Origin of the sequence: Citrobacter amalonaticus Y19, assembly GCF_000981805.1 — a bacterium.
GTDB classification, from domain to species: domain Bacteria; phylum Pseudomonadota; class Gammaproteobacteria; order Enterobacterales; family Enterobacteriaceae; genus Citrobacter_A; species Citrobacter_A amalonaticus_C.
The window spans coordinates 2,098,221-2,121,520 of record NZ_CP011132.1 but is presented as its reverse complement, the minus strand read 5'-3'; the positions used below and the strand labels follow the sequence as shown (position 1 = coordinate 2,121,520).

The window sequence follows — 23,300 nt, the reverse complement described above, 5'->3', positions numbered from 1 at the left end:
TCTTTTATGATTGTATATTAGAACTCTTGCCGTAGAAGATTTCCCTCTAAGAAATAATATAATGCATTTTGTTCTGTTCCAATTATTACGAAAAAAAGTTGCCTCTCTTTATTCCGTGAATTGCACTCTTTCCAGTCCCTAATGTCTGTGTATGAAGCATGGGGTACTTTTTCCGGGTGAGTATGCCATGTACCAAGATAGATCAATTGACCGCTGGAGCTTTGATGCAGATGATCAACTCTGCGTTGATGTTCAGGATCTTGAAGCGTAAAACTCAATCTGGAACATCGATCCCCATTCTGAGGAACGGTAACTTCGACTAAGTGATAATGTTCCACTCCAAGATCTTTATTACCAATGAGGACACCAAATGCTTCGGGGGCCGTTGAGCGACTTTGCCGGTAACTTAGCCAGGTATCACTCACTGTCTTTGGGATGTTAATCCTGAAGTTTGTAGTGTCAATAGTAATTGATTCAGAATTATTCATTGCAAATATCACATTCAGTATTGTACAGGGGTAATATTTCTAATGAGCGGTTAAATGCTTGATATCTATCGCTTAGCTTAAATCCATTCTCGCTCGCATCAACTGGACTTCCTTTCCAACTAATTTTTGATGAATCATGGACTTTACCAAGAAGATATTTAACAGCAAGATCTGCAGTAATAAGGGCTGTCTGAGTTGATGCGATGTAAGTGTATGGCAAAAAAGCATCTCCGCATCCAGCATGATTTTTTGTCAAATCCTGATTGGGTGCCAGGAAGTTCAGGTTTGATGCGAGTCCTCGAGAGAAGTCGGAAGGGTCAACATATGCACACCGCAAACAGCCTTTTTGGGCGGGAATATCCAGAACTGCATGCCCACCAATACCATATCCTTCAACCCAAGTATTAATAACTGGAGTACCAATTTTTTCCTTAAGCAAGTAGTCATGAAATAATCGTTCATGGGTAGGTGAGCCTATCGCTATGATGATAATATCAAATTGCGACAGAAATGCCCTATGCCTTAACTCAAGTAATCTGTCAGTATAATGTTCGATCGCAATCCAGGGGTATTTACTTGTCAGGCTGTGCCAAAGCGCGAGTGATTTTCGAGATAAAGCATATGCAGGAGGAAGAATATGCCGATAAAGATTATTCAGCGAAAGATAATCAGGGTCACATAACGTAATATGACCGATACCAGAGGCTGCAAGTTTGTCTGCAATTTCACCACCAACTGAGCCGCATCCTACAAGCAACACCTTTTTACGAAGAAGACATTGCTCGGCACCACTCCTTGGCATAAGTCTATCTTGGTTAAAAGTTGATACTTCTAAGGGCGTTAGCTCCCACTCCACTAAATGAGATCCTTTAAAGGGTAGGTGTTTCCTGCCTTTTACAGAGCTTTTTAGTGAAAAATAAATACCAAACCATGTCATTCCTGATGGGGTAGGGGAATTAAAAATGAGCCAAAATTCATGGGAGCGTTGCTGAGAGAATTGTTGCGTCAATTTGGTTCGAACTGCCACCGGTAAATCAGCTAATAGGGAAAGATACCAATCGGCAAGGTCTTCTCTCTGCTTAGGTGCAGGTGTCGCGATACTAAGGGGTATAACAAATCCTCGTCCCTTAGTTGCTTCTCGATCTGTTATGAGCTGATTAATCGGTGAAAAAATGTTGTCTGGTACACATTCAGCTGCATATCCCACATAGTATGATCCCAGTCCTCTGACAATATTTTTACGTGGCTTTAAAACACATAATTCTTCCATCTTTTTGCTTTCAGTCAAGCAGAGAAATGGAGCAGTGTTTTGGGCAACTATATTTAGCCAACCAGCTTCAAACTCTCTAATTAGCTCAGAATTATTCCATTCGCTATCTGATAAAGCATTAGTCAGCAATGCGATGTGCCTTGTGAGTGACTCCTCAAATGCCAGTTCTGGGCGTTCATAGTTTACGGATACAGCATCAGGAACATTTACACAGATACTCGCGTAGCGTTTATCTGCATGAATTGTAGTATGCGCGAGCCTAGGCAATGCCGATGGGTCTCCTAAAAGAAAGCTGGGCATTTGGGTTAATTCAGGGACGGCAATATGAAGCAAAGTAACTAAAAAATTATTAATCTCAAGTTCGACGGTGAAAGAATCATTTCCCGCAGAGCCGTAAGGGAAGACGGATACTTTGTATCCGCATTCTGTTAAATGTGTTTGAATTTCTGAATAATTCATGCGCCCTGAGATGTCCCTACCGCGCCTGCGGACGCATACACTGTTTTTTTAGCAACCGACGATGCAGATGATGACGAAGCACACTTAGGGAAATCATCTCCAAATACACTGCGTAACAGCTCACATTGTTTGGACTCATCTTCTTCATCAGCAACTTTACCAAGTGTTTTTGATAACGAGCTAAACTTGTTACGGAGTTGCGTGCCCGTAGCAGTGCTACTACTATGAAAAATGTCTCTGAAAGGGCTGACCGGCAGAGCAACTTTAACCTTGTATTTATCCACATCAACCAAAGTAAAATAGTTGCTATAATTCAGAATGTTATTTATGGTCGAACGTAGAGCAGAAAGATCATTCGGGAAGCCTTCATCATTGATTGAAGAGGCTAAGCACTCTTTGACCATAACAGCAATACCTATTGAATAGATTTTGCGCCGAACATCCTCGCTAAATGTGACGTTTCTCCAGCGCTTAAGATACCGGACAATGCGGCGGTATTGGTCATGTTTTTTGGAACCATATACCCCATTTTTATCGTAACTATTTACCCAATCGATCAGTTCGTGGGGTGCAGACCGGGACCACTCTCGATTGTTCTCATCAGAATGTTTTTTACCAACCGCAAGCTCGTACTGTCCGTTTTCGTATTTACGATAAATGGGGATGTCAACATGAAGGTCATCGGCTTTGTAATCAGCTGTGACACAAGGCTTTTTTATCTTAGCGTTTTTAAAGCCCCGATCCTCAAGCACTTCCAAAACAGCCAACTTAGGTGTAATGGGATTTTCTGGCGCTAAATCGGCTTCAATGACGATAGCACGATCAATATCAAAATCTTGACCTTTTTCCCGGATACCTGTGCTGGTCGCCAATGAGCCCTGAATGAAATCCTCAACGACTGGATAGCCATCTTCTTTGAAGCGTTTTTTGATATCCGCTGTGATGCTGTCGTCCTTCAGACGTGCCGTTGTGTACTCTAGATCCTGTCTGCCTAACTTGATAGCATCATGAAAATTCATGAATTTGTTTTGAAGACTCATAGTAACCCCACATTTGTTGTGAACAGGATCGATAGTGAGGCCGCTTCGCTTGTTTTCAAGTACTAATGCGAAAAAATAAGTCAGTTCTGATTGCCATATCGCGAATTTGTATAAAGCTAAACTTTCAAATAGGTAAAACGCCGACAGTTATAAGTGAGATATCCCCGTGATGAAGGATTGTACGACAAACCTGAGGAAATATGAGGTGTGACGTAACGACTATAGGGGAATAATCATTTTTATCAATGACATGTCATGATGCCATCAATGATTGACAGGCGTGATTTTCATCAGAAGTCATAGGCCGAGTAGGTGAGTTATATCAAAAATGGAATGCCTGCTCGGGAGCCTGGGAAATTTCGAACAACAAGAAAAAGGGTCAGCGAGGTGGTGGAGTAAGCTAGCATAGAGTACCTAAATCTGTTGCAGCAATGAGAACACCCGATGAGATTTTTCGGGTGTTGCAGGGCTAAACTATTACAGGAGCAGTCACCTTACTTAGACCATCCCATGCAGTCGTGCATAAATATATGGGGCAGTGTACCCGTCACGACTGACGTCCAGATAATCCGACCACCACTGCATCATAGCTTTGCGGGCGTCGAGGTGCTCAGCGCGGTGAATGTACGCCGCACGCACGCTATTGCGCTCCTGATGGCTCATCTGCCGCTCCACGGCATCCCGCGACCAGAGTTCAGATTCCACCAGTGCGCTACAAGCCATTGCCCTGAAGCCATGCCCGCAGATGTCGGTTTTGGTATCGTAGCCCATCAGACGCAGCGCCCGGTTGATGGTATTTTCACTCATCGGCTTATATGGGTTATGGTCGCCGGGGAAGACCAGCTCCAGATGACCGGAGATTTCCTGTATTTGCTTCAGAATAGCTATAGCCTGCCGGGACAATGGCACAATATGCGGAGTGCGCATTTTTGCCCCACGACCTGAAAAACGAACTTTATCTATCGCCTCTCGGGTGGCGGGGATGGTCCAGATTTTGTGTCTGAAATCTATCTCGCTCCAGCGGGCGAATCGCAGTTCGCTGGAGCGGATAAACAGGTGTAGAGTCAACACCACCGCCAGTCTCGTAAGCTGCCGTCCCTGCTGATAGTCGCCAATACGCTCAAACAATTCGGGCAACCTCTCCAGCGGCAGGGCGGGATAGTGATTTTTCACCGGCGGCGCGGTGACGCCTTCCAGATGCTGCGCTGGGTTGCTTTCGGTCAGTCCCTGCTGCACGGCGTAGCGCATGATGTTGCAGAGTTGCTGCCGGGTTCGGGACGCGACTTCCAGAAAGCCTTTATCCTCGATAACTCTCAGCAGTGCCGTGAAATGCTGCGTTTTCAGCATCGTGACGGGCAGATGACCGATTGCCGGAAAGATATGATTTTTCATACTGGCGAGGATGCGCTCCGCATAGTCAGTCGACCATTTCTTGTTGGTTTTGTGCCATTTCAGAGCGACAACTTCAAAGCATTTTTCTGGTGAAGCAGCGGCTTTTTCAGTCATGCGTTGCTGTGAGGGATTGATATTCTGCGCCAGCAGTTTACGAATACCGTCGCGCTGCTGGCGGGCGTCAGAAAGGGAGACCTGCGGATAGGCACCTAATGCTATACGGGATTCTTTTCGGTTGAAGCGATATTTGAGATACCAGAGGCGTGAACCGCCCGGATTGACAAGCAGATACAGGCCCTGAGAATCAGTCAGTTTAAAGGGTTTATCGGAAGGCTTAATACTGCGGATTTTCGCGTCGGACAGGGACATATGGTGGTCACTCCATTATCGAACTGAAATGACCCCAAATCAGACCACCAATTTCGCCGGATGCGCAGGGGAAACCAGATACGCATCGGGAAAGGTTTTCACGCTAACTTATTGAAACCTAATCATATAGGTACTTTTAAGTACGCCTGAAAACAAGAATTTGGCTCCTCTGACTGGACTCGAACCAGTGACATACGGATTAACAGTCCGCCGTTCTACCGACTGAACTACAGAGGAATTGTGTGAACGAGGCGCATGATACTGACCTCGCTATGGCGTGTCAACAGTATAATTAGCACGCCTTTTCAAGTGGTTAATTAATCCTCAATGCGAGGGATCAATGAACCTGCGCGGGGTTATAAGAATCATCGTCTTCACTATCACGAAGGCGTTGCAGAGGGTCCTGCTGATAAAACTGGCAGAAACGTTGCCACAGCGCAGGGAACCGTGGTGCAAAGAGCTCCGGAGCGCTGAAGAAATACTCCGACAGAACGGCAAAACATTCTGCTGGATCGCTAGCCGCATAGGCGTCAATACTCGATGCGGTTTCACCCACCAGATCAATTTCATCCTGAATATTGTTCATCGCGGCGTGCAGATCATGTTCCCAACTGGCGACTTCCCGCAGGGGAATCAGCGGAATGCCGCTGGCGCGATCGCCATTTCGCATGTCGAGCTTATGCGCAACTTCATGAATAATAAGGTTAAAACCGGATGCGTCGAAGGAGTCCTGAATATCCAGCCAGTTCAGAATGATCGGCCCTTGTTGCCAGCTTTGTCCGGACTGAACAACGCGCTGGTTATGGACCAGGCCAATATCATCTTCCCATTCGTCATCGACAACAAAGGGGGCAGGGTAGATGAGTACCTCATGAAAGCCATCCAGCCATTCGATTCCCAGTTCCAGAACCGGTAGACAGAAAAGCAGAGCGATGCGCGCGCTTTTCAGTGAATCAAGTTCGAAGCCTTGTAGGGCTACCAGTCGCTTTTGTTGCAGGAATCGCTCTGCCAGCGCAATGAGTCTGGCTTGTTCTTGCGCAGTCAACGTCACAAGCAGGGGGATTGCAAGGGCTTCCTCCCACTGAGCAGATTCATTTTGCGCGGTGTCTTGTGCTTTCCAGGGCCACTTAATCATCGTTTTGCTCGCAAACTCGTCACTTGAACAAAATTGAAGGGACAGGGTCTGTTAAAATGCCAAATTACCTGGCATGATGGCAACCATCAAAACGGAGAGATGCCGGAGCGGCTGAACGGACCGGTCTCGAAAACCGGAGTAGGGGCAACTCTACCGGGGGTTCAAATCCCCCTCTCTCCGCCACTATTCAAGCACTTACCCTTCCTGTTGTCAGTGACACATATCCCGTTGAGAAAATCTAGTGAGAAAAAATAGCGCCAGAGTAATGTCTGACGCTATGGTGTAAATCACATTTTTCTGTTCAGGGTGGGGCTTATTTTTACCTTCCTGTCGTAAACGAGAGCCTGAGATTCTGTTTTATGCCCACTGAATTTCTGTTTATCTGTAGTCAGAAATGCCTTTAGCCTTCAGATCATGGAAAGTGCAATCCAGAGGCCTTCCGAGATAGTTTGCTGCGCTATTCTTGCTTTTCGCTATGCCTCATTAAACCTCTTGTTAGAGTAATGCTCTCCATACATGGTTTTAATAACTGACCCCGTTTCCCCCTACGATCTGCAAATATTAACTGTCACGCGCAGGCGATCTGTCCATGCTTTAACCTGCTTAACTCCCGTCTTGCCCTGCTGAATAAAAATTCCCTTATCCATTATCTGCGGCCAGTCCATTTTCAGGACATCGGATACCCTCGCTGCACATAAATAAGCTATTTCCATTGCGGCTTTAACCGACTCACTGGCGTGTTCATAAATCGTCAGGTATTCTTCATCGGTAATGTAACGAAAACGCTGCGGTTTCGGGTCAGCGATACAGAGAAAGTGCAGTACTCTTTGTGGCTGGAATATCTAGATATACTGGAAGCCGTTGATACCTCCAATGCACCAGAAATTAACTAGCCTACTCCGTCAAAAATGAAATGAGTTAATTTAACTTAATTATTTTCTTTGTGCTATTATTTCGCGTTGTAGTATTGTACGGGTTTTCAACTTAAGTATTATAAAAGCCGCCAGTATCACCAGCATTTCATTTGCATTCATATTGACTTTGTCAATTCTCCACATTATCATTAAATCTTTTATGTGGACTATCAATTATGATAAGAAGCCTACAAGCGCTGCGTTTTTATGCGGCAATAGCAATAGTAATTTACCACGCATGCAGGCAATACCCACTGCACACAGGCTATGCTTACTTAGATTTTTTTTTGAGAGAAAAATTGGCGTTTGGTGTTGACATATTCTTTGTTATTAGTGGGTTTGTTATTTACCATTCATTTTGTGCGACAAAAAAAACGTTCTATGATTTTCTTTTTGATCGTGCCATCAGAATTGTTCCGATGTATTGGATTTCAACCTTGATATTCAGTCTGATACTTCTCATAAATCACTCACTTTACCCAATAAGTGAAGTTAATATTTATACATTTATACAAAGCATTCTCTTTATACCGGTTAAGAACTTACAAGGCTCATACCTACCAATTCATAGTGTTGGATGGACGCTGAATTTCGAGGTTGTATTCTACGTCTTATTTTCGATTTCCATTGTCATTACAAGAAAATGGACTGGTTTACTTACATCATTTTTTGTTGTTTGCTTGTTTGTTATAAGTGGATATATTCCAAGTTTAATTTTTTATCATAATGAAATTATGTTTGAGTTTGCTCTTGGTATGCTAATTGCGTTTTTGCGATTAACGTATGTCAGAGAAATTAGACTAAATAAAATTTACATTTATTTTATCTTGTGTGTGTGTTTGTTTGTAATGTACTTTGGTGATATACCGAATAGATTTGTTTTTTGGGGGATACCTTCCTTTATAATGGTTCTGACATTGGTGTTTTTTGACAATCAATTCAAAGTGAGTTCATTTATGATGCTATTGGGTGCTTCTTCATATTCACTTTATCTACTACATCGGATAGTTATTTCTCTTATGATTTGGTCGTTCGGCATGTCACCATATACTGAATTGCTTGTAATCTCTTCTGTTTTACTGAGTGTGATAATCTCCCTATATAGCTTTAATGACCTGCCCCCACGATTAGATACAACACTCAGTTAGTAACGTCGGAATCTTCATTCTCAGAATGACCCTTTCTCCAGCCCGCTGCAAATTCAGACGGTGTCTGATAATTCAGCGTGGAGTGCGGGCGGCATTCGTTATAATCCTGCCGCCAGTCATTAATAATTTTCCTGGCATGAACGATATCGCTGAACCAGTGCTCATTCAAACATTCATCGCGAAATCGTCCGTTAAAGCTCTCAATAAATCCGTTCTGCGTTGGCTTGCCCGGCTGGATTAAGCGCAACTCAACACCATGCTCAAAGGCCCATTGATCCAGTGCACGGCAAGTGAACTCCGGCCCCTGGTCAGTTCTTATCGTCGCCGGATAGCCTCGAAACAGTGCAATGCTGTCCAGAATACGCGTGACCTGAACGCCTGAAATCCCAAAGGCAACAGTGACCGTCAGGCATTCCTTTGTGAAATCATCGACGCAGGTAAGACACTTGATCCTGCGACCGGTGGAAAGTGCGTCCATGACGAAATCCATCGACCAGGTCAGATTGGGCGCCGCCGGACGGAGCAGCGGCAGACGTTCTGTTGCCAGCCCTTTACGACGTCTTCTGCGTTTTACGCCCAGGCCACTGAGGTGATAAAGCCGGTACACGCGCTTATGATTAACATGAAGCCCTTCACGGCGCAGCAACTGCCAAATACGACGGTAGCCAAAACGCCTGCGCTCCAGTGCCAGCTCAGTGATGCGCCCTGATAAATGCGCATCAGCAGCCGGACGGTGAGCCTCATAGCGGCAGGTCGACAGGGATAAACCTGTAAGCCTGCAGGCACGACGTTGCGACAGACCGGTCGCATCACACATCAACATCACGGCTTCCCGCTTCTGGTCTGTCGTCAGTACTTTCGCCCAAGAGCCACCTGAAGCGCCTCTTTATCCAGCATGGCTTCGGCAAGCAGCTTCTTGAGTCTGGCGTTCTCTTCCTCAAGCGACTTCAGGCGCTTAACTTCAGGCACCTCCATACCGCCATACTTCTTACGCCAGATGTAAAACGTGGCATCGGAAATGGCATGCTTGCGGCAGAGTTCACGGGCGGGTACCCCAGCTTCGGCTTCGCGGAGAATACTGATGATCTGTTCGTCGGAAAAACGCTTCTTCATGGGGATGTCCTCATGTGGCTTATGAAGACATTACTAACATCGGGGTGTACTAATCAACGGGGAGCAGGTCATTAAGTATATCGAAAGGAATTTAACAGAAAAATTAAAGGGGAGGTATTACAAGCGCACCTTTGTCGATACTTTCAGATGATATGAGAAAGAAGTGTTGCACACAAAATTTTGCATAGGATTGCAAGGTTTTGTGTGTTTTATTTTCTAAGATAGATCGTGTTATCAACGTGGTGGTGTCTTATTTTGCCGTCACCTACGGTATCCTTGATGGTCAAATTGCGCATGTTACCCGGTAAGGTGGGGAGACGCTCATCGGGTTTAGGGAAATAGATTCTGATCCTCGATATGATCAAGCTGTCCATAGTTCACTCGCTCACCAGCCACATGTCAGATTCTTCGAACTTTTCCTCAAGCATGCGGTTCAGTTTTTCTTTCTCCGTTTTTGTGCAGTTGCTGTTTAAAGCATTAACCTGCATTGGCTTTACCTTCACCTCGGCATCGGGAAAAATCCGGTGCACCCGCTTTGTTAGTTCTGCCAGAATGATGCTACTTGCACCTGGCAACCCGGCAATGTTTCTCCTGTCCGTCCCGGCTTCACTACTCACGTTGAGCTTAAAAGCTGAAGCGATATCCGCCGTTGACTTGCTTTTGGTCAAAAGCATTTCCCTGCGTGTAATCGGCTTCGAGATAGAGCGTGTGCTGTTTGTTGAACTGTGCACTCACGCCCACGCCGTTGTTCCAGCTATTACCTTTGAAACTGTGCTTCTCCCGGGAGCGATTCAGTCGATACTCTGTATCCCCTGAAAACTCGCGGATGCCTCCGGTCTTCACATACATATTCAACTGGCTGTTGCCTGCGGCGATGTCATACCCCAGTATCATGCTGGCACGCCCCAGCACCGAGCCATAGTGACTCAGATGAATGTTGAGGCCATTACTCGCCTTCATATCCATGCCATTTTGGTGGCTGTAAGTGAACTGGGTCTGTGGCTCAATATAGAAGCCATTACCGGGCTGATTCAGGCTGAACTTCTGCCCGGCTTCCAGAGAGACGCTGAACCCATTGGTGCTACCGTTGGCGCTAACACCGTTGTTCTGACTGTCCATCACATGGAAGCTATTTTTCTGGCGTGATGCTTTCACAACCAGATCGCTGTAAAAGCCGCTTTGTGCCATGTAACTGGCGTACATTCCCATGTAGTCTGAACGTGCAGTGCCGTCGCCTTCGCGATAGTCTGGCGACCCACGTGTTGAGCCAATAAACAGACCCACATACAACGGTGTTTCATCAGAGAGACGCTTATCACCGCCAAACTGTATACCGCTGTAACCCATGTCAAAGCCGCTCAGTTTGCCACTGGCGAAAGAGTCCAGCTTTCCCCCGTAACCGCGAAGCCAGATATTACCTTCCTTGCTCTGATTTCTCAGGTCGCCCATTCGTTGCATCAGCGTACGGTTTTCGACATAGTTCATCAGATAACCGACGTTGAGATAATTGCCGCCAGCATCTGCGGTTGTGGTTGGTTTAGGGGCGGGAGCGGGGTTTACTACGGGGGGCTGAGCCGGATCCGGTATTGGATCAGGAACGGGTTCCGGCGCTGTACCGGAAGCGTAAAGCTCCCAGTTGGTCCCATTTTTACGGACATCATACAGATATCCCCCCAGCTCAACCTGAGAAGAGGCGGTAAATGAGGCCGCACCGTCGGGGGTTTGTACCACCGTCAGGACTTCATTTCCCGTTGTCGCCTCGCTGCCCTGGTTGCGGATGGCCAAGACATGATTACCGGCGCTGCTTCCGCTGACATTCAGTAAATCCCCTGCGTTATTAACGCCACCTCCCTCGCCAACGACATCGGCACGCATAACAAAGGTGCTGCTGCCGCTCAGGTTTGCTACGTTTAACGTGGTAAATCCGCTGGCTGTTGAGGCGTGGCTGGAAAAATCGACGGTTGAATGGGTCAGCGCCAGCGTGTCGAGACTGGAATGACTCGTCACGTTCCAGACGCTATTATCCATTGCGATGTCCAGTTTCCCACCATTGACATTGTCGCTGAGGGAGGAACCCGTCCAGACCGATCCAGAATGCATGTCCAGATTGATCAACCCACCTTTAGAAAATACGCTGCCATTGATTAGCATATGCCCCGAGGCGTTAATTCGGCTGGCGGCATAGCCATCGTTATGCTGAGTCGCGATGGCCATCTGGTCGGGTGTGCTCATATTAATGACCAAATCGTTCGTCAGATCGATTTGGCTGTTAGTCATGGCGTAAACCCCCCGGGCTCCTGCCGCGCCAGTGATACTCAGATTATCTCCGGTTATTTTTCCGCCGCCAAGCGTCCACAACCCCAGCGCCAGACTGCCATTACGATCGACCGTAATGTCGGTGTTTTGCATGTTGATAACGGCCGTTGCGCTTTGGGCAGAAGCACCGTAAGAGCCGCCAGAGAATATGCTGTTGGGCAGCGCTGTCGTGCCAGAAAAATTGATCGTAGCACCTGTGCCGCTGGTCACGAGTCCACCCCCCAGGGCGGATGAAATGTGGCTGCCTGCACCGACAGTGGTCGTTCCACCACGCACTTCGATTCCATTGGCGTCAGTACCATTCACATCAACAGTGAGTGCATTTGCATTCACCTCGCCGAAACTCCAGATGCCGTGTGCATAGCCGCCATTGGTTTTAATGATGCTGTTTGTTCCCAGGTCGACCACAGAGTTTCTCTGTACATTTATCCCTGAGGCGCTGTAACCCTGAACATCGATAGTCAGATCTGTCGCGGTAAAACGTGCGACACCGTCGGCTGAATTGCCGTTGAGACCACCAATATAAACCCCTGAGCCACCATTGGTTTTGATTTGGCTTCCGCTACCCAGATCGGCACTGCTGCCATAGTCGTTGATGCTTAAACCCGTTCCGTTCGAGTTTTCAATAGAGAGTTGGCTGGCTAATAGCGCGGAGCCATGTCCAACAATGATGCCGTTACCGTTACTTTTAATGCTGCTGTCTGTGCCTAAGTCAGCATGTGCGTAATTACCATTTAAAGTAATCCCGACGGCAGCGGTTTGACCGACAACGTCTACTGTCAGTTGGTTCGCTGTCAGGGTACTGTTGTTACCCTGAAGAATGATCCCCTTTGCATATCCAGAGGGGTCGTTGACATTGACGGTAACATTATTACCCAGGTTGATGTTGCCGGGAGTATTGCCTGTTGGGGTCATTACGCCATAGATGCCCCCGTTGGGATCGACGCTATCACCTGTAATTCTGTCACCATCATTAACGGTAATATGGGTACCATTTTGACTGCCTAAATCAACAGCAACCACTAATGGTGAAAAGACAATGGCATTCAAACCAATAGCGCCGATCGTCGCCAGTTGAATTGAGGCAGAACGTATTTTTAATTCAATGAGGCGATCGGCCCCAGCATTTCCATTGTGTTGTTTGATGCCCATACCACTCCTGTATAGTACCCAGATGGTGAGTACTATGAGCTCTGTCATTTTGCATAAGTGGGGGGGATAATGTTCTCTCTCATCATCACCAGATTATTTATAGGATGTCGTCAAAACGAGAGGCCGGAGAGTAATTCTCTATTGTCGGGAGCAATCAGAAAGGCTGAAAAATAAGGGATATTTAGCTTCCCTCTTGCGAGAGTGAGTTAAGAATGAACTGTTCTCATGCCTGCGGTCGCGCTTTATTCGACTCAGCGACTATAAATAGGTCATAAAATGTTGTCAAAAGTTCGATTATATCATCTGGAAAGTATTTTCGGTAAAAGTCTTATTTGTATATCGACTTTTCCTGGTGGCCATTTTGTCTTCAACGGAAACAGTAGAATGCCGGCTATTTTTATATTATCAATAATAAGAAAATGAAGAAAAGCATTAGCAGTTTATTTTGGTGAGTGAATTTTTGAACGGGTGTTTTATGAACCCCTGTTCAGGTGCGGTTCCACGTACGGCCTGAGCGGAAATTTCGTCGTGGATTGAGTATCAGAGGCACAAAAAAGCCCGCCAGAAGCGGGCCTGAAATTATTCTGGAGATTAGAACTGATACACTAAACCCACAGCAACAACGTCATCAGTCGCGATGCCGTTGTCTGCATAGAAGTGATCATCGTTGTCCAGCAAGTTAATTTTGTAATCAACGTAGGTAGACATGTTTTTGTTGAAGTAGTAGGTCATGCCCACATCAACGTATTTCACCAGATCTTTGTCGGTGTAGCGTGAGTTTCTATCACCGTCGTGATCCTGACCGCCCAGGTCCTTACCTTTAGATACCAGATAAGCGATGGACGGGCGCAGACCGAAATCGAACTGGTACTGTGCAACCGCTTCAAAGTTTTTGGTCTGGTTTGCAATACCGCCAGTTGTTTCACCTTTGCCACCGCCGTAGTAAGTCATATTGCGGGTTTCGGCATACATCGTGGCCAGATAGATATTGTTCGCGTCATATTTCGCGCCAATGGTCCAGGCTTCCGCGGTTTCACCACCGGCGTAGTTGTTGGCATGGGAACGATCGCCATAACCACGAGTAACCTGATTATCAGTACGATCGGAATTGGAGTAGGCTGCACCCAGGCTCAGACCGAAGTCAAAGTCATAAGAGGTGGACATACCGAAACCGTCGCCGTTTTCTTGAGCCAGTTTACGGTTGGCGCTGTTACCCGAACCCTCCTGTCCAGCGAAGCCGCCTGAACCTTCATTGTTACCCTGATATTGCAGCGCAAAGTTCAGGCCATCAACCTGACCGAAGAAACCTTTGTTACGGTAAGTCGCAACGCCGTTAGTACGACCCAGCATATAGACGTCGGTCTGAGTATAGCTGTCGCCGCCAAATTCTGGCAGCATATCGGTCCAGGCTTCTACATCGTAAACCACGCCATAGTTACGACCATAGTCAAAGGTACCGTTCTGGCCGAAACCTAAACCAGCAAAGGCCAGACGAGTTGCGGAGTCGCCTGTGTCACCTTCGGTTCCATTGGCTTTAATGTTGTATTCCCACTGACCGTAACCGGTCAGTTGATCCATGATCTGGGTTTCGCCTTTGAAACCAAGACGGGCATAGGTCTGATCGCCATCGCTGCCGCTGTCGTCAGAGAAGTAGTGCAGGCCATCCACTTTTCCATAGAGGTCTAATTTATTGCCATCTTTATTATAAATTTCAGCTGCATGTGCCGTGCCAGCAATAAGTAATGCGGGGACAAGCATTGCCAATACTTTTCTTTTCATTATGGTTTCCCTTATGATGATAATTCGCGTGAATAAGCTCTTCTTTCCAAAAGAACATGCTGGATACTATTCCATAGAGTTCATTTTATTTTAAAAATAACATGTAACAATTATATTTTAAATATTTCTAAATGTTTCTATTTGGTCTTTTATAATTCATTCTATATGATTAATTTAAAAATTATTCGTGTTTTTTATGGTTTTATATCATGAAATTATGACTTTGTAGGTGGCATTGATAACTTGAATGATTGCTGAAGGAAAATGGATCGGTAAGTCTGGTGTGATAATAAAAAATCGGCATGAGTGTTGGTTATAAGAAACAAGTTAACGTAACGATAAAAGGCTAATGTCACGTTCATAATGATATAGCTAATATAAAATAGAAAACGGGTTGATGGGGTGAATGTTTTATCTGTTTTCAATATGCGTAAATAAACGGAAACCTGGGGGATGATTAATACGAGTTGAAGTAACAGAGGATTTTTGTGACATAACTAAAATTGCCCTGGATCAATACATATGCAAAATCAATGACTGGCGGTGGCATTGTGACACACACAACATAAAAATGTGATTATAATCACAAAAATGAGTAAGATTTTTTGAGTTATATGACAAAAATGGAGTTTCCTTTGAGCAGTATGGAAGAAAGAGCAACACGGAGTCTGGGCGGAAAACTGGCGTTGTGGGTGTTTTACGCTTTCTGCGTCTACTTTGTCTGGGCCATGCTTCGCTACGCGTGGGTGATCAGCCACATTCAGTCGATTCCGGTTGCCGGATTCGAAAGTTCACTTGGCTCAACCAGCGGAAAATGGATGGGCGCTCTGCTGGGTTTTCTGGTTCTCGGGCTGGTGGGACTGATCCTCGGCGGCATCGCCTGGTATACACGCCCACGCCGTCTGCCAACGTGAAGACGCGAGAGAAACTTGCTACTGTAGCGTTTCTTAACGTACGGGAGGCAATGTGGATCTTCAGCACTGGCAATCACAATTTGAAGCGTGGTTATGTAACCATCACACCCGGCAGGATGCCGCGCATGATATCTTTCATTTTCGCCGCGTCTGGGCAACATCCCGGCAGCTGATGGAAGGGCTGGAAGGGGATGGGCTGGTCGTGCTGACAGCCTGTTATTTTCATGACATTGTCAGTCTTGCCAAAAATCATCCGGAGCGTCATCGCTCGTCGGTTCTGGCTGCCGCTGAAACCCGCCGTATCCTCATCCATGATTTCCCGAGCTTCCCCGCGTCGCGACTGGCACCGGTTTGCCACGCGATCGAAGCCCACAGTTTTAGCGCGAACATTGCCCCCCTCACGCTGGAAGCAAAAATCGTTCAGGATGCTGACAGGCTTGAAGCGCTGGGCGCGATAGGGCTGGCGCGCGTCTTTGCGGTTTCCGGCGCGTTAGGCGTGGCGCTTTTTGATGCTGAAGATCCCTTAGCACAGCGGCGTGTGCTCAATGACAAACAGTTCGCCCTCGATCACTTCCAGACCAAATTACTGACATTGCCTGGCACTATGCAAACCGAGCGCGGACGCGAACTGGCCCGGCATAATGCTGAGTTCCTGGTGAACTACATGGCAAAGCTGAGCGCTGAGCTAAACGGGGAGTATGAGTCTGTCGATCCTGCGGTGATCCGCGCATTTCGCCCCAGCCACTCGTAACGCCAATTTTATGTTAACCTGACGACACTCTTTTTTGGCCGGTTGACGATATGCAGCAAAATCTTTCAGTAACAGGTTCGCTGGTTCCCGCGACAGACAGTCATACAGACGTTGCGCAGGGGTTGTTGGCGAAATTGTTGGAAATTTATGATGTTAAAACGCTGGTGGCTCACCTGAATGGAATCGGCGAGAACCACTGGAGTCCGGCCATTTTAAAGCGCGTGGCGGCGAATGCCTCAGCATGGCATCGACTAAGTGAAAGAGAGTCGGCGTTTTTGCACTCCCTGCTGCCTACGCCGCCTGCGCACCATCCTCACTATGCCTTTCGGTTTATTGATCTCTTTGCGGGCATTGGCGGTATTCGTCGCGGTTTTGAGGCGATAGGCGGGCAGTGCGTGTTTACCAGCGAGTGGAACAGACATGCGGTGCGTACCTATAAAGCCAACTATTACTGCGATCCGGCGAGTCACCACTTTAATGAAGACATTCGCGATATCACGCTCAGCCATCGCGAAGGCGTTAGCGACAGTCAGGCGGCAGAGCATATCCGCCAACATGTGCCGCAGCACGATGTCCTGCTGGCAGGCTTCCCGTGTCAGCCATTTTCGCTTGCCGGCGTGTCGAAGAAAAATGCGCTGGGACGAGCCCACGGTTTTGCCTGTGATACCCAGGGGACACTGTTCTTTGACGTCGTGCGCATCATTGACGCCCGCCGTCCACCGATTTTTGTTCTGGAAAACGTGAAAAACCTGAAAAGTCACGATCAGGGCAAAACGTTCCGCATCATTATGCAAACGCTGGATGAACTGGGTTATGACGTCGCCGATGCGGAGGATAACGGCCCGGACGATCCGAAAATTATCGATGGCAAACATTTCTTGCCGCAGCACCGGGAACGGATTGTGCTGGTCGGATTTCGCCGCGATCTGAATCTGAAGCGTGATTTTACCCTGCGTGATATCAGTACGCGTTATCCGCAGCGACGCACTACCCTGGCGGAGCTGCTGGAACCGGTAGTGGAAGCCAAATATATACTGACGCCCGTGCTGTGGAAATATCTCTACCGCTACGCGAAAAAGCATCAGGCGAAAGGCAACGGTTTTGGCTACGGCATGGTCTATCCCGCAAATCCGAATAGTGTGACGCGCACGCTTTCCGCGCGCTATTACAAAGATGGCGCAGAAATCCTCATCGACCGTGGCTGGGATTTTGCTGTCGGGGAAGTAAACTTCGACGATCCGCAAAACCAGCAGCATCGTCCGCGTCGCTTAACGCCGAGAGAGTGCGCGCGACTGATGGGCTTTGAGTCGCCGCAGGGATACCAGTTCCGTATCCCCGTTTCTGACACCCAGGCCTATCGCCAGTTTGGTAACTCGGTGGTGGTGCCCGCGTTTGCCGCCGTGGCGAAATTGCTGGAAGAGAAAATTAAAGCGGCGGTCGCGTTACGTCAGCAAGAGATTGTGCATGGCGGACGTTCACGATAAGGCCACGCGCAGTAAAAACATGCGGGCCATCGCGACCCGCGATACTGCCATCGAAAAACGGCTTGCAGGACTGCTGGCAGAGCAGGGACTCGACTATCGCGTTCAGGATGCGTCGCTGCCTGGACGCCCCGATTTTGTGCTGGATGAATACCGCTGCGTGATTTTTACCCACGGCTGTTTCTGGCATCACCACCATTGCTACCTGTTTAAAGTGCCGGCCACACGCACCGATTTCTGGCTGGATAAGATCGGTAAAAACGTGGCGCGCGATCGCCGCGATATCCAGCATTTACGAGAGCTGGGCTGGCGGGTGCTGATTGTCTGGGAATGTGCGCTGCGCGGGCGGGAAAGGCTTAGCGACGTTGCGCTGTCTGAACGTCTTGAAGAGTGGATCTGCGGCGGAGGCGCGCCCGCGCAGATCGACACTCAGGGAATGCATTTACTGTAACGTCTTTTCGTTTTCCGCCGGTTCAGGCGTCGGTTTAGCCGGGAAAAGGTATTTCCCCAGCGTCACCAGAACCACCGCAAAGACGATGACCCCCAACGCCAGCCATTCAATCAGCGCCAGACGTTCACCGCCCAGTCCCGTCCCTAGCAACACCGCAACGACCGGGTTCACATAGGCGTAACTGGTTGCCAGTGCGGGGCTGACGTTACGGATCAAATACATATAGGCGTTGATGGCGATGATGGATCCAAACACCGCCAGATAACCGACTGCCAGGAAGCCTGACAGTGACGGCAGCGCGGTCAGCTTTTCACCGCTGATAAGCGAAGCACCCATCAGTACGATCCCGGCGGCGAGCATCTCAATGGCGCCGGCCATCATTCCCACTGGCAGCGTAATGCGGGAACCGTAGACGGAGCCAAACGCCCAACTGATCGAGCCAATCAGAATTAATATTGCCCCCCACGGATTGCCGCTCAGATTGCCACCGCTGTTGAGCATCACGATCCCCGCCAGCCCAATGGCAATCCCCATCCACTCCAGCTTGCGGGTTTTGATGCCAAAGAAATGGCTGAAGCACAGGGTGAACAATGGGACCGTCGCCACCACAACCGCCGCAATGCCGGACGGGACGTCCTGATGTTCCGCCACCGTGACCAACCCGTTGCCGACGGCCAGCAGTAAAATGCCAATCAGCGCCGCGTTAAGCAGCGGACGAAGCGGTGGCAGTTTATGGCCGCGCAGCAGTAAAAAGGCAGTTAACACTCCCCCGGCGGCGAGAAAGCGGACGCCAGCCATCATCAGCGGTGGCCAGCTTTCCACGCCGATACGGATAACGAAATAGGTGGAACCCCAGATGATATACAGCGCAAACAGTGCGCTGAAAAGCGGTAACAACTGCCTGAAACGCATAATCCCTCACGTGAGAAACGCTAACAAGCGACATAGTAAACGCGAAAACTATCGGGCTGGCGAGCGATATAATTCACGCATCTTGTTAGAAAAATGTTGACGAATGATGCCAGTTTCAGCCTTATGCGTTTTACTCCATACTTAACGCTTCAAGAAGAAAAAAATGAGGGAATAATTTTGGCAGGAAGTAGCTTACTGACCTTACTCGATGATATCGCCACGCTGTTGGATGATATCTCGATGATGGGCAAACTGGCCGCGAAGAAGACCGCTGGCGTACTGGGAGATGACCTGTCGCTTAACGCGCAGCAGGTGACGGGGGTGAGAGCGAATCGCGAGTTGCCGGTGGTCTGGAGCGTGGCGAAAGGCTCGCTCGTCAACAAAGTGATCCTGGTGCCGCTGGCGTTGCTCATCAGTGCCTTTATTCCCTGGGCCATTACCCCGTTGTTAATGATTGGCGGTGCCTTCCTCTGTTTTGAAGGTGTGGAGAAAGTCCTGCACACCCTCGAATCGCGAAAACACAAAGAAGATCCGGCTGAACGACAACGGCGGCTGGAAGCGCTGGCGGCGCAGGATCCGCTGGCGTTTGAAAAAGATAAAATCAAAGGCGCGGTGCGAACCGACTTTATTCTCTCTGCGGAGATTGTGGCGATCACGCTGGGGATAGTGGCCGAGGCACCGCTGCTCAATCAGGTGCTGGTCCTGTCGGGGATTGCGCTGGTGGTGACGATTGGCGTTTATGGTCTGGTCGGACTTATTGTTAAGCTGGATGATATGGGCTACTGGCTGGCGGAAAAAACCAGCGTGCTGGCGCAGGCGTTAGGTAAAGGATTGCTGGTTGTCGCGCCGTGGCTGATGAAATCATTGTCGGTGGTTGGCACGCTGGCGATGTTCCTGGTGGGCGGCGGGATCGTGGTGCACGGCGTTGCGCCGTTACATCATGCCATTGAACAGTTCGCCCAACAGCAAAGTGCCGTGGTGGCATTGATTTTGCCGACGCTTCTGAACCTGGTGCTGGGTTTTATCATCGGCGCGATCGTCGTGCTGCTGGTGAAAGTGGTGGCCAGAGTGCGCGGGGTTGCGCACTAAAAGTCTTCCCCACAATGCGGCAAAACCAGACATCCTCGTCTAAGGTGAAAACGTTCACTGTATACAGGAGGTAACATGGTTTTTTCGGTCAGTGAGGAAGTGACTGTGAAAGAGGGCGGTCCGCGCATGATTGTTACCGGCTATTCCAGCGGTATGGTGGAGTGTCGGTGGTATGATGGGTTTGGCGTCAGGCGAGAAGCATTCCATGAGAATGAACTCGTTGCCGGTGATGCCAGACAACGGTGTGAATAAGCCTGATGCCTGAACGCCCGGCGACCGTCGGGCGTTTTCTTAAATGCAAAAATACGTGACGGCTACGATACGTAACGTACTGAGTTATGCCAGGATTAGGAAAGCAATCGCGAGTAGGGAGTGGTCAGAGTGCCGCACGAAACAACGATGGAAAACTGGGGCTGGCTGAAAACGCTGGCGCGGCGACTCGGCCCTGGCCATGTCGTGAATCTCTGTTTTCTGATCGTCATGTTTTTTTCAACCCTGCTGACCTGGCGGGAAGTGGTCGTCCTGGAAGACGCGTATATCTCCAGCCAGCGCAATCATCTGGAAAATGTCGCCAACGCCCTCGATAAGCAACTGCAATTCAACGTGGATAAACTGCTGTTTCTGCGTGACGGGATGCACGAGGCGCTGATCGCCCCACTGGGATTTTCCGCGTTAAAAGATGCGGTTACCCATTTTGAACAGTTACGCCACTCGCGCGTCTGGCAGCTTGAACTGGATAAGCGACGGACGTTGCCGCTGAATGGCGTTTCTGACTCGTTTGTGAATCAAACTCAGGTGCTCTCTCGTGACAGCGAATCGCTGGATAACGAACTGACTGCCGCGCTGGAAGTGGGGTATCTGCTGCGCCTGGCGATCACCCGCACGTCCCTGTCGCAACAGGCAATGTACGTCTCGCGCGCAGGTTTTTACGTCTCCACGCTGTCGACATCGCTTTCCAGCGAAATTACTACCCGTTACTACGACTACGTGATTCAACCCTGGTTTACTGAGCAGTCGCAGCGAAAAAACCGGATGCGCGGCGTGCGTTGGTTCACATCGCCGTTACCCGGGCTCAACTACGATCAGCAGCGCGTCACCGTCAGTGTGCCGCTGGATAACGACCATTACTGGCTCGGTGTGCTGGCGATGACCATTCCCGTTTCAGCGGTGGAACGGTTTATGGATGAGGCTATCGACAAGGACGTGGAAGGGGAATATCAGCTCTACGACAGCAAACTGCAACTGCTGGCAGCTTCAACGCCGGAACTGAGAAATGCAAAGATGTTTGACGAGCGCGAACTGGCGATGCTGGCGCACGATATTGAACAGGATACGGTAGGCGGCTTGCGCATGGGGAGCCGCTATATTAGCTGGGAACGGCTGGACCATTTCGACGGCGTGCTGGTACGGGTACATACCTTAAGTGAAGGGGTACACGGCGATTTCGGCAGTATCAGCATTGCGCTGGCGTTATTGTGGGCGCTGTTCACCGCGATGCTGATTATCTCCTGGGTGGTTATCCGCCATATGGTCAGCAATATGTTTGTGCTGCAAAGTTCACTTCAGTGGCAGGCCTGGCACGATACGCTGACCCGCCTGTATAACCGCGGTGCGCTGTTTGAAAAAGCCAAACAGCTGACCCAGCGTTGCCGGGTGCAAAAACAACCGCTGTCGGTTATTCAGATCGATCTTGACCACTTCAAAAGCATCAATGACCGTTTTGGGCATCAGGCCGGGGATCGGGTGCTAACACATGCCGCAGGCTTAATCAGCGGCACATTACGGTCTTATGATGTTGCCGGACGTGTTGGCGGCGAGGAGTTCTGCGTGGTTTTACCGGAAACGTCTCTGGCGCAGGCGGAGCAGATAGCTGAGCGCATCCGTCAGCGGCTGAATGAGAAAGAGATTCTGGTGGCGAAAAGCGCCACGCTGCGGATCAGCGCCTCACTCGGGGTGAGTAGTACCCAGGAAACCGGGGACTACGATTTTGAGCAACTCCAGTCGCTGGCGGATCGCAGACTCTACCAGGCGAAACAGGCGGGACGTAACCGGGTTTGCGCGGCGGATCAGAATTAAGGCGCGGCAAACAGCCAGGTCATGCCTTCCTGCCAGCCCTCGGGCCCTTCATGCTGGGTGCGATAAACCTGCACCGCGCTGCCGGCGCGTAAAACCACCCCGTCGCGGTTCAGTCCTTTGACGATGACCGCGTAATCCATCGCTTCAAGCAGCGGGGCGTCGTTTGGGCCATCGCCCAGACCGACGGTGACCGGGCGTTTCTTCCACTGGCGGCGATAGAGATCAATCAGTCCGTTTGCCGCGTGGTTCTTGCCTGATGCGATATCCAGGACATGCCAGAAGCGTGCGCCGTGGACAAACTGCAATCCCAGGTCGTTGAGTTGTCGGGCGAACTCGTCCATGCGCTCGTCGCTGTCGCGCCAGATCAGGGTGACAGAGGCTTCATGCAGGCGCGTTAAGCTGGCCTGGGCAGGCGACAAGCCGGTCCATTCGGCGATGATGGACTCATCGACATCATCAAACGTCGTGAATTTAAACGCGGATCGGGTACGGAGTTTATTCAGTACGGCGCTGATTTCAGCATGAGACGCTCCGAAGATCTGGCGCGGAAAGTCAGGATGCGCCTGCCAGCGGCTGTCCAGTTCAACCACGGCGCCATTCTCAGCGATCAGCGGCAGTCCTTGCAGGCTGAGCGACTTCTGGATGTACAGCATTTCAGCGGCGGTTTTGCTGCTGCACAGGATCACGGGGATATTTTTCTCACGCAGGCGAGCGAGCCAGGTGGCAGCGGGTTGCCAGTCATAGGTATGACTGTCCAGCAGTGTGCCATCGAGATCGGTAAAAATCAGCAGTGGAGCGTCAAGTGATAGCATTTTTATTCTCGTCACGTAAGTCGCCGTATTTGGATAAATCCTAAAAACAGGGCATTTTGCCTGACAGGAGATTGGGATCGGTTCCGTCATCATGCGTGCTGACAGCGTGTGCGCCCTAACCATTAGAAGGATTAATCATTTGTCTGAAAAATATTTGCTTGTCATGCAAAAAAATTGCGGATAAGGTTTAGCGTACATCAGATTTCCTGGTGTAACGAATTTTCAAGTGCTTCTTGCAT

At 49.2% G+C, this 23,300-nt stretch carries 20 protein-coding genes, 2 tRNA genes and 1 pseudogene; 10 read left to right on the top strand and 13 right to left on the bottom strand.

The genetic code is table 11. The features are described 5' to 3' along the window. Positions 1-17: 17 nt before the first annotated feature. The 6 genes from F384_RS28710 to mtfA form a co-directional block, all read right to left on the bottom strand. Positions 18-488, bottom strand: coding sequence for a Mov34/MPN/PAD-1 family protein (locus F384_RS28710; protein ID WP_075212272.1), 471 nt, complete (start codon positions 486-488; stop codon positions 18-20). After that, entirely contained in the window at positions 481-2,217 is a 1,737-nt protein-coding gene (locus tag F384_RS09625) for a ThiF family adenylyltransferase (RefSeq protein WP_046481274.1), read from the bottom strand. Before F384_RS09625 ends, F384_RS28710 begins: the two co-directional genes overlap by 8 nt. Further along, on the bottom strand, positions 2,214-3,257 hold the full coding sequence (locus tag F384_RS09620) for a nucleotidyltransferase (RefSeq protein WP_046481273.1): 1,044 nt from the start codon (positions 3,255-3,257) through the stop codon (positions 2,214-2,216). Before F384_RS09620 ends, F384_RS09625 begins: the two co-directional genes overlap by 4 nt. A 498-nt stretch (positions 3,258-3,755) precedes the next feature. Next, positions 3,756-5,018, bottom strand: coding sequence for a tyrosine-type recombinase/integrase (locus F384_RS09615; protein ID WP_046481272.1), 1,263 nt, complete (start codon positions 5,016-5,018; stop codon positions 3,756-3,758). A 161-nt stretch (positions 5,019-5,179) separates the two neighbouring features. Beyond that, positions 5,180-5,255: transfer RNA gene (locus F384_RS09610), tRNA-Asn, on the bottom strand. A gap of 100 nt (positions 5,256-5,355) precedes the next feature. Beyond that, on the bottom strand, positions 5,356-6,153 hold the full coding sequence (mtfA, locus tag F384_RS09605) for a DgsA anti-repressor MtfA (RefSeq protein WP_046481271.1): 798 nt from the start codon (positions 6,151-6,153) through the stop codon (positions 5,356-5,358). Positions 6,154-6,246: 93 nt separating this feature from the next. Here mtfA and F384_RS09600 point away from each other — a divergent pair. Beyond that, a tRNA-Ser gene (locus tag F384_RS09600) sits at positions 6,247-6,336 on the top strand. A 104-nt stretch (positions 6,337-6,440) separates the two neighbouring features. Here the strand turns inward: F384_RS09600 and F384_RS30680 are convergent. Then, positions 6,441-6,950 (bottom strand): annotated as a pseudogene (locus tag F384_RS30680) (tyrosine-type recombinase/integrase); the annotation flags it as partial. Here F384_RS30680 and F384_RS30335 point away from each other — a divergent pair. After that, entirely contained in the window at positions 6,891-7,046 is a 156-nt protein-coding gene (locus F384_RS30335; RefSeq protein ID WP_080949921.1) for a tail fiber assembly protein, read from the top strand. The pseudogene F384_RS30680 and the gene F384_RS30335 sit on opposite strands and share 60 nt — an antisense overlap. A gap of 197 nt (positions 7,047-7,243) precedes the next feature. Then, complete coding sequence (locus F384_RS30750; protein ID WP_046481270.1) at positions 7,244-8,215, top strand: acyltransferase family protein; 972 nt, start codon at positions 7,244-7,246, stop codon at positions 8,213-8,215. Here F384_RS30750 and F384_RS09590 read toward each other — a convergent pair. The 4 genes from F384_RS09590 to ompC all read right to left on the bottom strand — a co-directional run bounded on the left by F384_RS09590 (position 8,208) and on the right by ompC (position 14,575). Beyond that, positions 8,208-9,328, bottom strand: a protein-coding gene (locus tag F384_RS09590) for an IS3-like element ISSen4 family transposase (protein ID WP_096147877.1) whose coding sequence is annotated in 2 segments (ribosomal slippage) — positions 8,208-9,070 and positions 9,070-9,328 — 1,122 coding nt in all. Because the reading frame shifts where the segments join, the coding sequence is not laid out codon by codon here. The two genes, F384_RS30750 and F384_RS09590, sit on opposite strands and share 8 nt — an antisense overlap. Positions 9,329-9,705: 377 nt before the next feature. After that, positions 9,706-9,945 (bottom strand): DinI family protein, encoded by a 240-nt coding sequence (locus F384_RS09580; RefSeq protein ID WP_046497999.1) that lies wholly within the window; start codon positions 9,943-9,945, stop codon positions 9,706-9,708. A 7-nt stretch (positions 9,946-9,952) separates the two neighbouring features. Then, positions 9,953-12,796 carry an autotransporter outer membrane beta-barrel domain-containing protein gene (locus F384_RS09575; protein ID WP_046481269.1) on the bottom strand — a complete coding sequence of 948 codons (2,844 nt, stop codon included), beginning with the start codon at positions 12,794-12,796 and terminating at the stop codon, positions 9,953-9,955. Positions 12,797-13,387: 591 nt separating this feature from the next. Further along, a complete protein-coding gene (gene ompC / locus F384_RS09570; protein WP_046481268.1) occupies positions 13,388-14,575 on the bottom strand; it encodes a porin OmpC in 1,188 nt (395 codons plus the stop codon). A gap of 644 nt (positions 14,576-15,219) precedes the next feature. Here ompC and drpB point away from each other — a divergent pair. Genes drpB through F384_RS09550 form a run of 4 tightly spaced genes read left to right on the top strand, consistent with a single transcriptional unit; the run spans position 15,220 to position 18,172 of the window. Beyond that, positions 15,220-15,489 carry a cell division protein DrpB gene (gene drpB / locus F384_RS09565; RefSeq protein ID WP_046481267.1) on the top strand — a complete coding sequence of 90 codons (270 nt, stop codon included), beginning with the start codon at positions 15,220-15,222 and terminating at the stop codon, positions 15,487-15,489. Positions 15,490-15,541: 52 nt separating this feature from the next. Then, positions 15,542-16,240 carry a phosphohydrolase gene (locus F384_RS09560; protein WP_046481266.1) on the top strand — a complete coding sequence of 233 codons (699 nt, stop codon included), beginning with the start codon at positions 15,542-15,544 and terminating at the stop codon, positions 16,238-16,240. Positions 16,241-16,290: 50 nt separating this feature from the next. Beyond that, on the top strand, positions 16,291-17,724 hold the full coding sequence (locus tag F384_RS09555) for a DNA cytosine methyltransferase (protein ID WP_046481265.1): 1,434 nt from the start codon (positions 16,291-16,293) through the stop codon (positions 17,722-17,724). Next, positions 17,705-18,172 (top strand): very short patch repair endonuclease, encoded by a 468-nt coding sequence (locus F384_RS09550; protein WP_046481264.1) that lies wholly within the window; start codon positions 17,705-17,707, stop codon positions 18,170-18,172. Before F384_RS09555 ends, F384_RS09550 begins: the two co-directional genes overlap by 20 nt. Here the strand turns inward: F384_RS09550 and yedA are convergent. Next, the gene (gene yedA, locus F384_RS09545; protein ID WP_046481263.1) at positions 18,164-19,084 is read right to left on the bottom strand and encodes a drug/metabolite exporter YedA; all 921 of its coding nucleotides are present in this window, start codon (positions 19,082-19,084) and stop codon (positions 18,164-18,166) included. The genes F384_RS09550 and yedA overlap by 9 nt on opposite strands. Positions 19,085-19,255: 171 nt before the next feature. On the opposite strand from yedA, the gene F384_RS09540 reads away from it, so the two are divergent. The 3 genes from F384_RS09540 to dgcQ all read left to right on the top strand — a co-directional run bounded on the left by F384_RS09540 (position 19,256) and on the right by dgcQ (position 22,249). Continuing rightward, positions 19,256-20,173 (top strand): DUF808 family protein, encoded by a 918-nt coding sequence (locus F384_RS09540; RefSeq protein WP_193388321.1) that lies wholly within the window; start codon positions 19,256-19,258, stop codon positions 20,171-20,173. Positions 20,174-20,248: 75 nt separating this feature from the next. Then, on the top strand, positions 20,249-20,425 hold the full coding sequence (locus F384_RS27915; RefSeq protein WP_052746914.1) for a YodC family protein: 177 nt from the start codon (positions 20,249-20,251) through the stop codon (positions 20,423-20,425). A gap of 129 nt (positions 20,426-20,554) precedes the next feature. Further along, a complete protein-coding gene (gene dgcQ / locus F384_RS09535) occupies positions 20,555-22,249 on the top strand; it encodes a cellulose biosynthesis regulator diguanylate cyclase DgcQ (RefSeq protein ID WP_052746913.1) in 1,695 nt (564 codons plus the stop codon). Here dgcQ and F384_RS09530 read toward each other — a convergent pair. Beyond that, positions 22,246-23,061 carry a mannosyl-3-phosphoglycerate phosphatase-related protein gene (locus F384_RS09530; protein WP_046481261.1) on the bottom strand — a complete coding sequence of 272 codons (816 nt, stop codon included), beginning with the start codon at positions 23,059-23,061 and terminating at the stop codon, positions 22,246-22,248. The two genes, dgcQ and F384_RS09530, sit on opposite strands and share 4 nt — an antisense overlap. Between the last annotated feature and the right edge of the window lie 239 nt (positions 23,062-23,300).

What these genes read in the sequence shown, in the direction of transcription:
- drpB (WP_046481267.1), top strand. Translation starts at nt 15,220, where the DNA reads ATGGAAGAAAGAGCAACACGGAGTCTGGGCGGAAAACTGGCGTTGTGG.
- F384_RS09555 (WP_046481265.1), top strand. Translation starts at nt 16,291, where the DNA reads ATGCAGCAAAATCTTTCAGTAACAGGTTCGCTGGTTCCCGCGACAGAC.
- F384_RS27915 (WP_052746914.1), top strand. Translation starts at nt 20,249, where the DNA reads ATGGTTTTTTCGGTCAGTGAGGAAGTGACTGTGAAAGAGGGCGGTCCG.
- ompC (WP_046481268.1), bottom strand. Translation starts at nt 14,575, where the DNA reads ATGAAAAGAAAAGTATTGGCAATGCTTGTCCCCGCATTACTTATTGCT.
- mtfA (WP_046481271.1), bottom strand. Translation starts at nt 6,153, where the DNA reads ATGATTAAGTGGCCCTGGAAAGCACAAGACACCGCGCAAAATGAATCT.
- F384_RS09615 (WP_046481272.1), bottom strand. Translation starts at nt 5,018, where the DNA reads ATGTCCCTGTCCGACGCGAAAATCCGCAGTATTAAGCCTTCCGATAAA.
- F384_RS28710 (WP_075212272.1), bottom strand. Translation starts at nt 488, where the DNA reads ATGAATAATTCTGAATCAATTACTATTGACACTACAAACTTCAGGATT.
- F384_RS09530 (WP_046481261.1), bottom strand. Translation starts at nt 23,061, where the DNA reads ATGCTATCACTTGACGCTCCACTGCTGATTTTTACCGATCTCGATGGC.
- yedA (WP_046481263.1), bottom strand. Translation starts at nt 19,084, where the DNA reads ATGCGTTTCAGGCAGTTGTTACCGCTTTTCAGCGCACTGTTTGCGCTG.
- F384_RS09550 (WP_046481264.1), top strand. Translation starts at nt 17,705, where the DNA reads ATGGCGGACGTTCACGATAAGGCCACGCGCAGTAAAAACATGCGGGCC.
- F384_RS30750 (WP_046481270.1), top strand. Translation starts at nt 7,244, where the DNA reads ATGATAAGAAGCCTACAAGCGCTGCGTTTTTATGCGGCAATAGCAATA.
- F384_RS09625 (WP_046481274.1), bottom strand. Translation starts at nt 2,217, where the DNA reads ATGAATTATTCAGAAATTCAAACACATTTAACAGAATGCGGATACAAA.
- F384_RS09575 (WP_046481269.1), bottom strand. Translation starts at nt 12,796, where the DNA reads ATGGGCATCAAACAACACAATGGAAATGCTGGGGCCGATCGCCTCATT.
- F384_RS09620 (WP_046481273.1), bottom strand. Translation starts at nt 3,257, where the DNA reads ATGAGTCTTCAAAACAAATTCATGAATTTTCATGATGCTATCAAGTTA.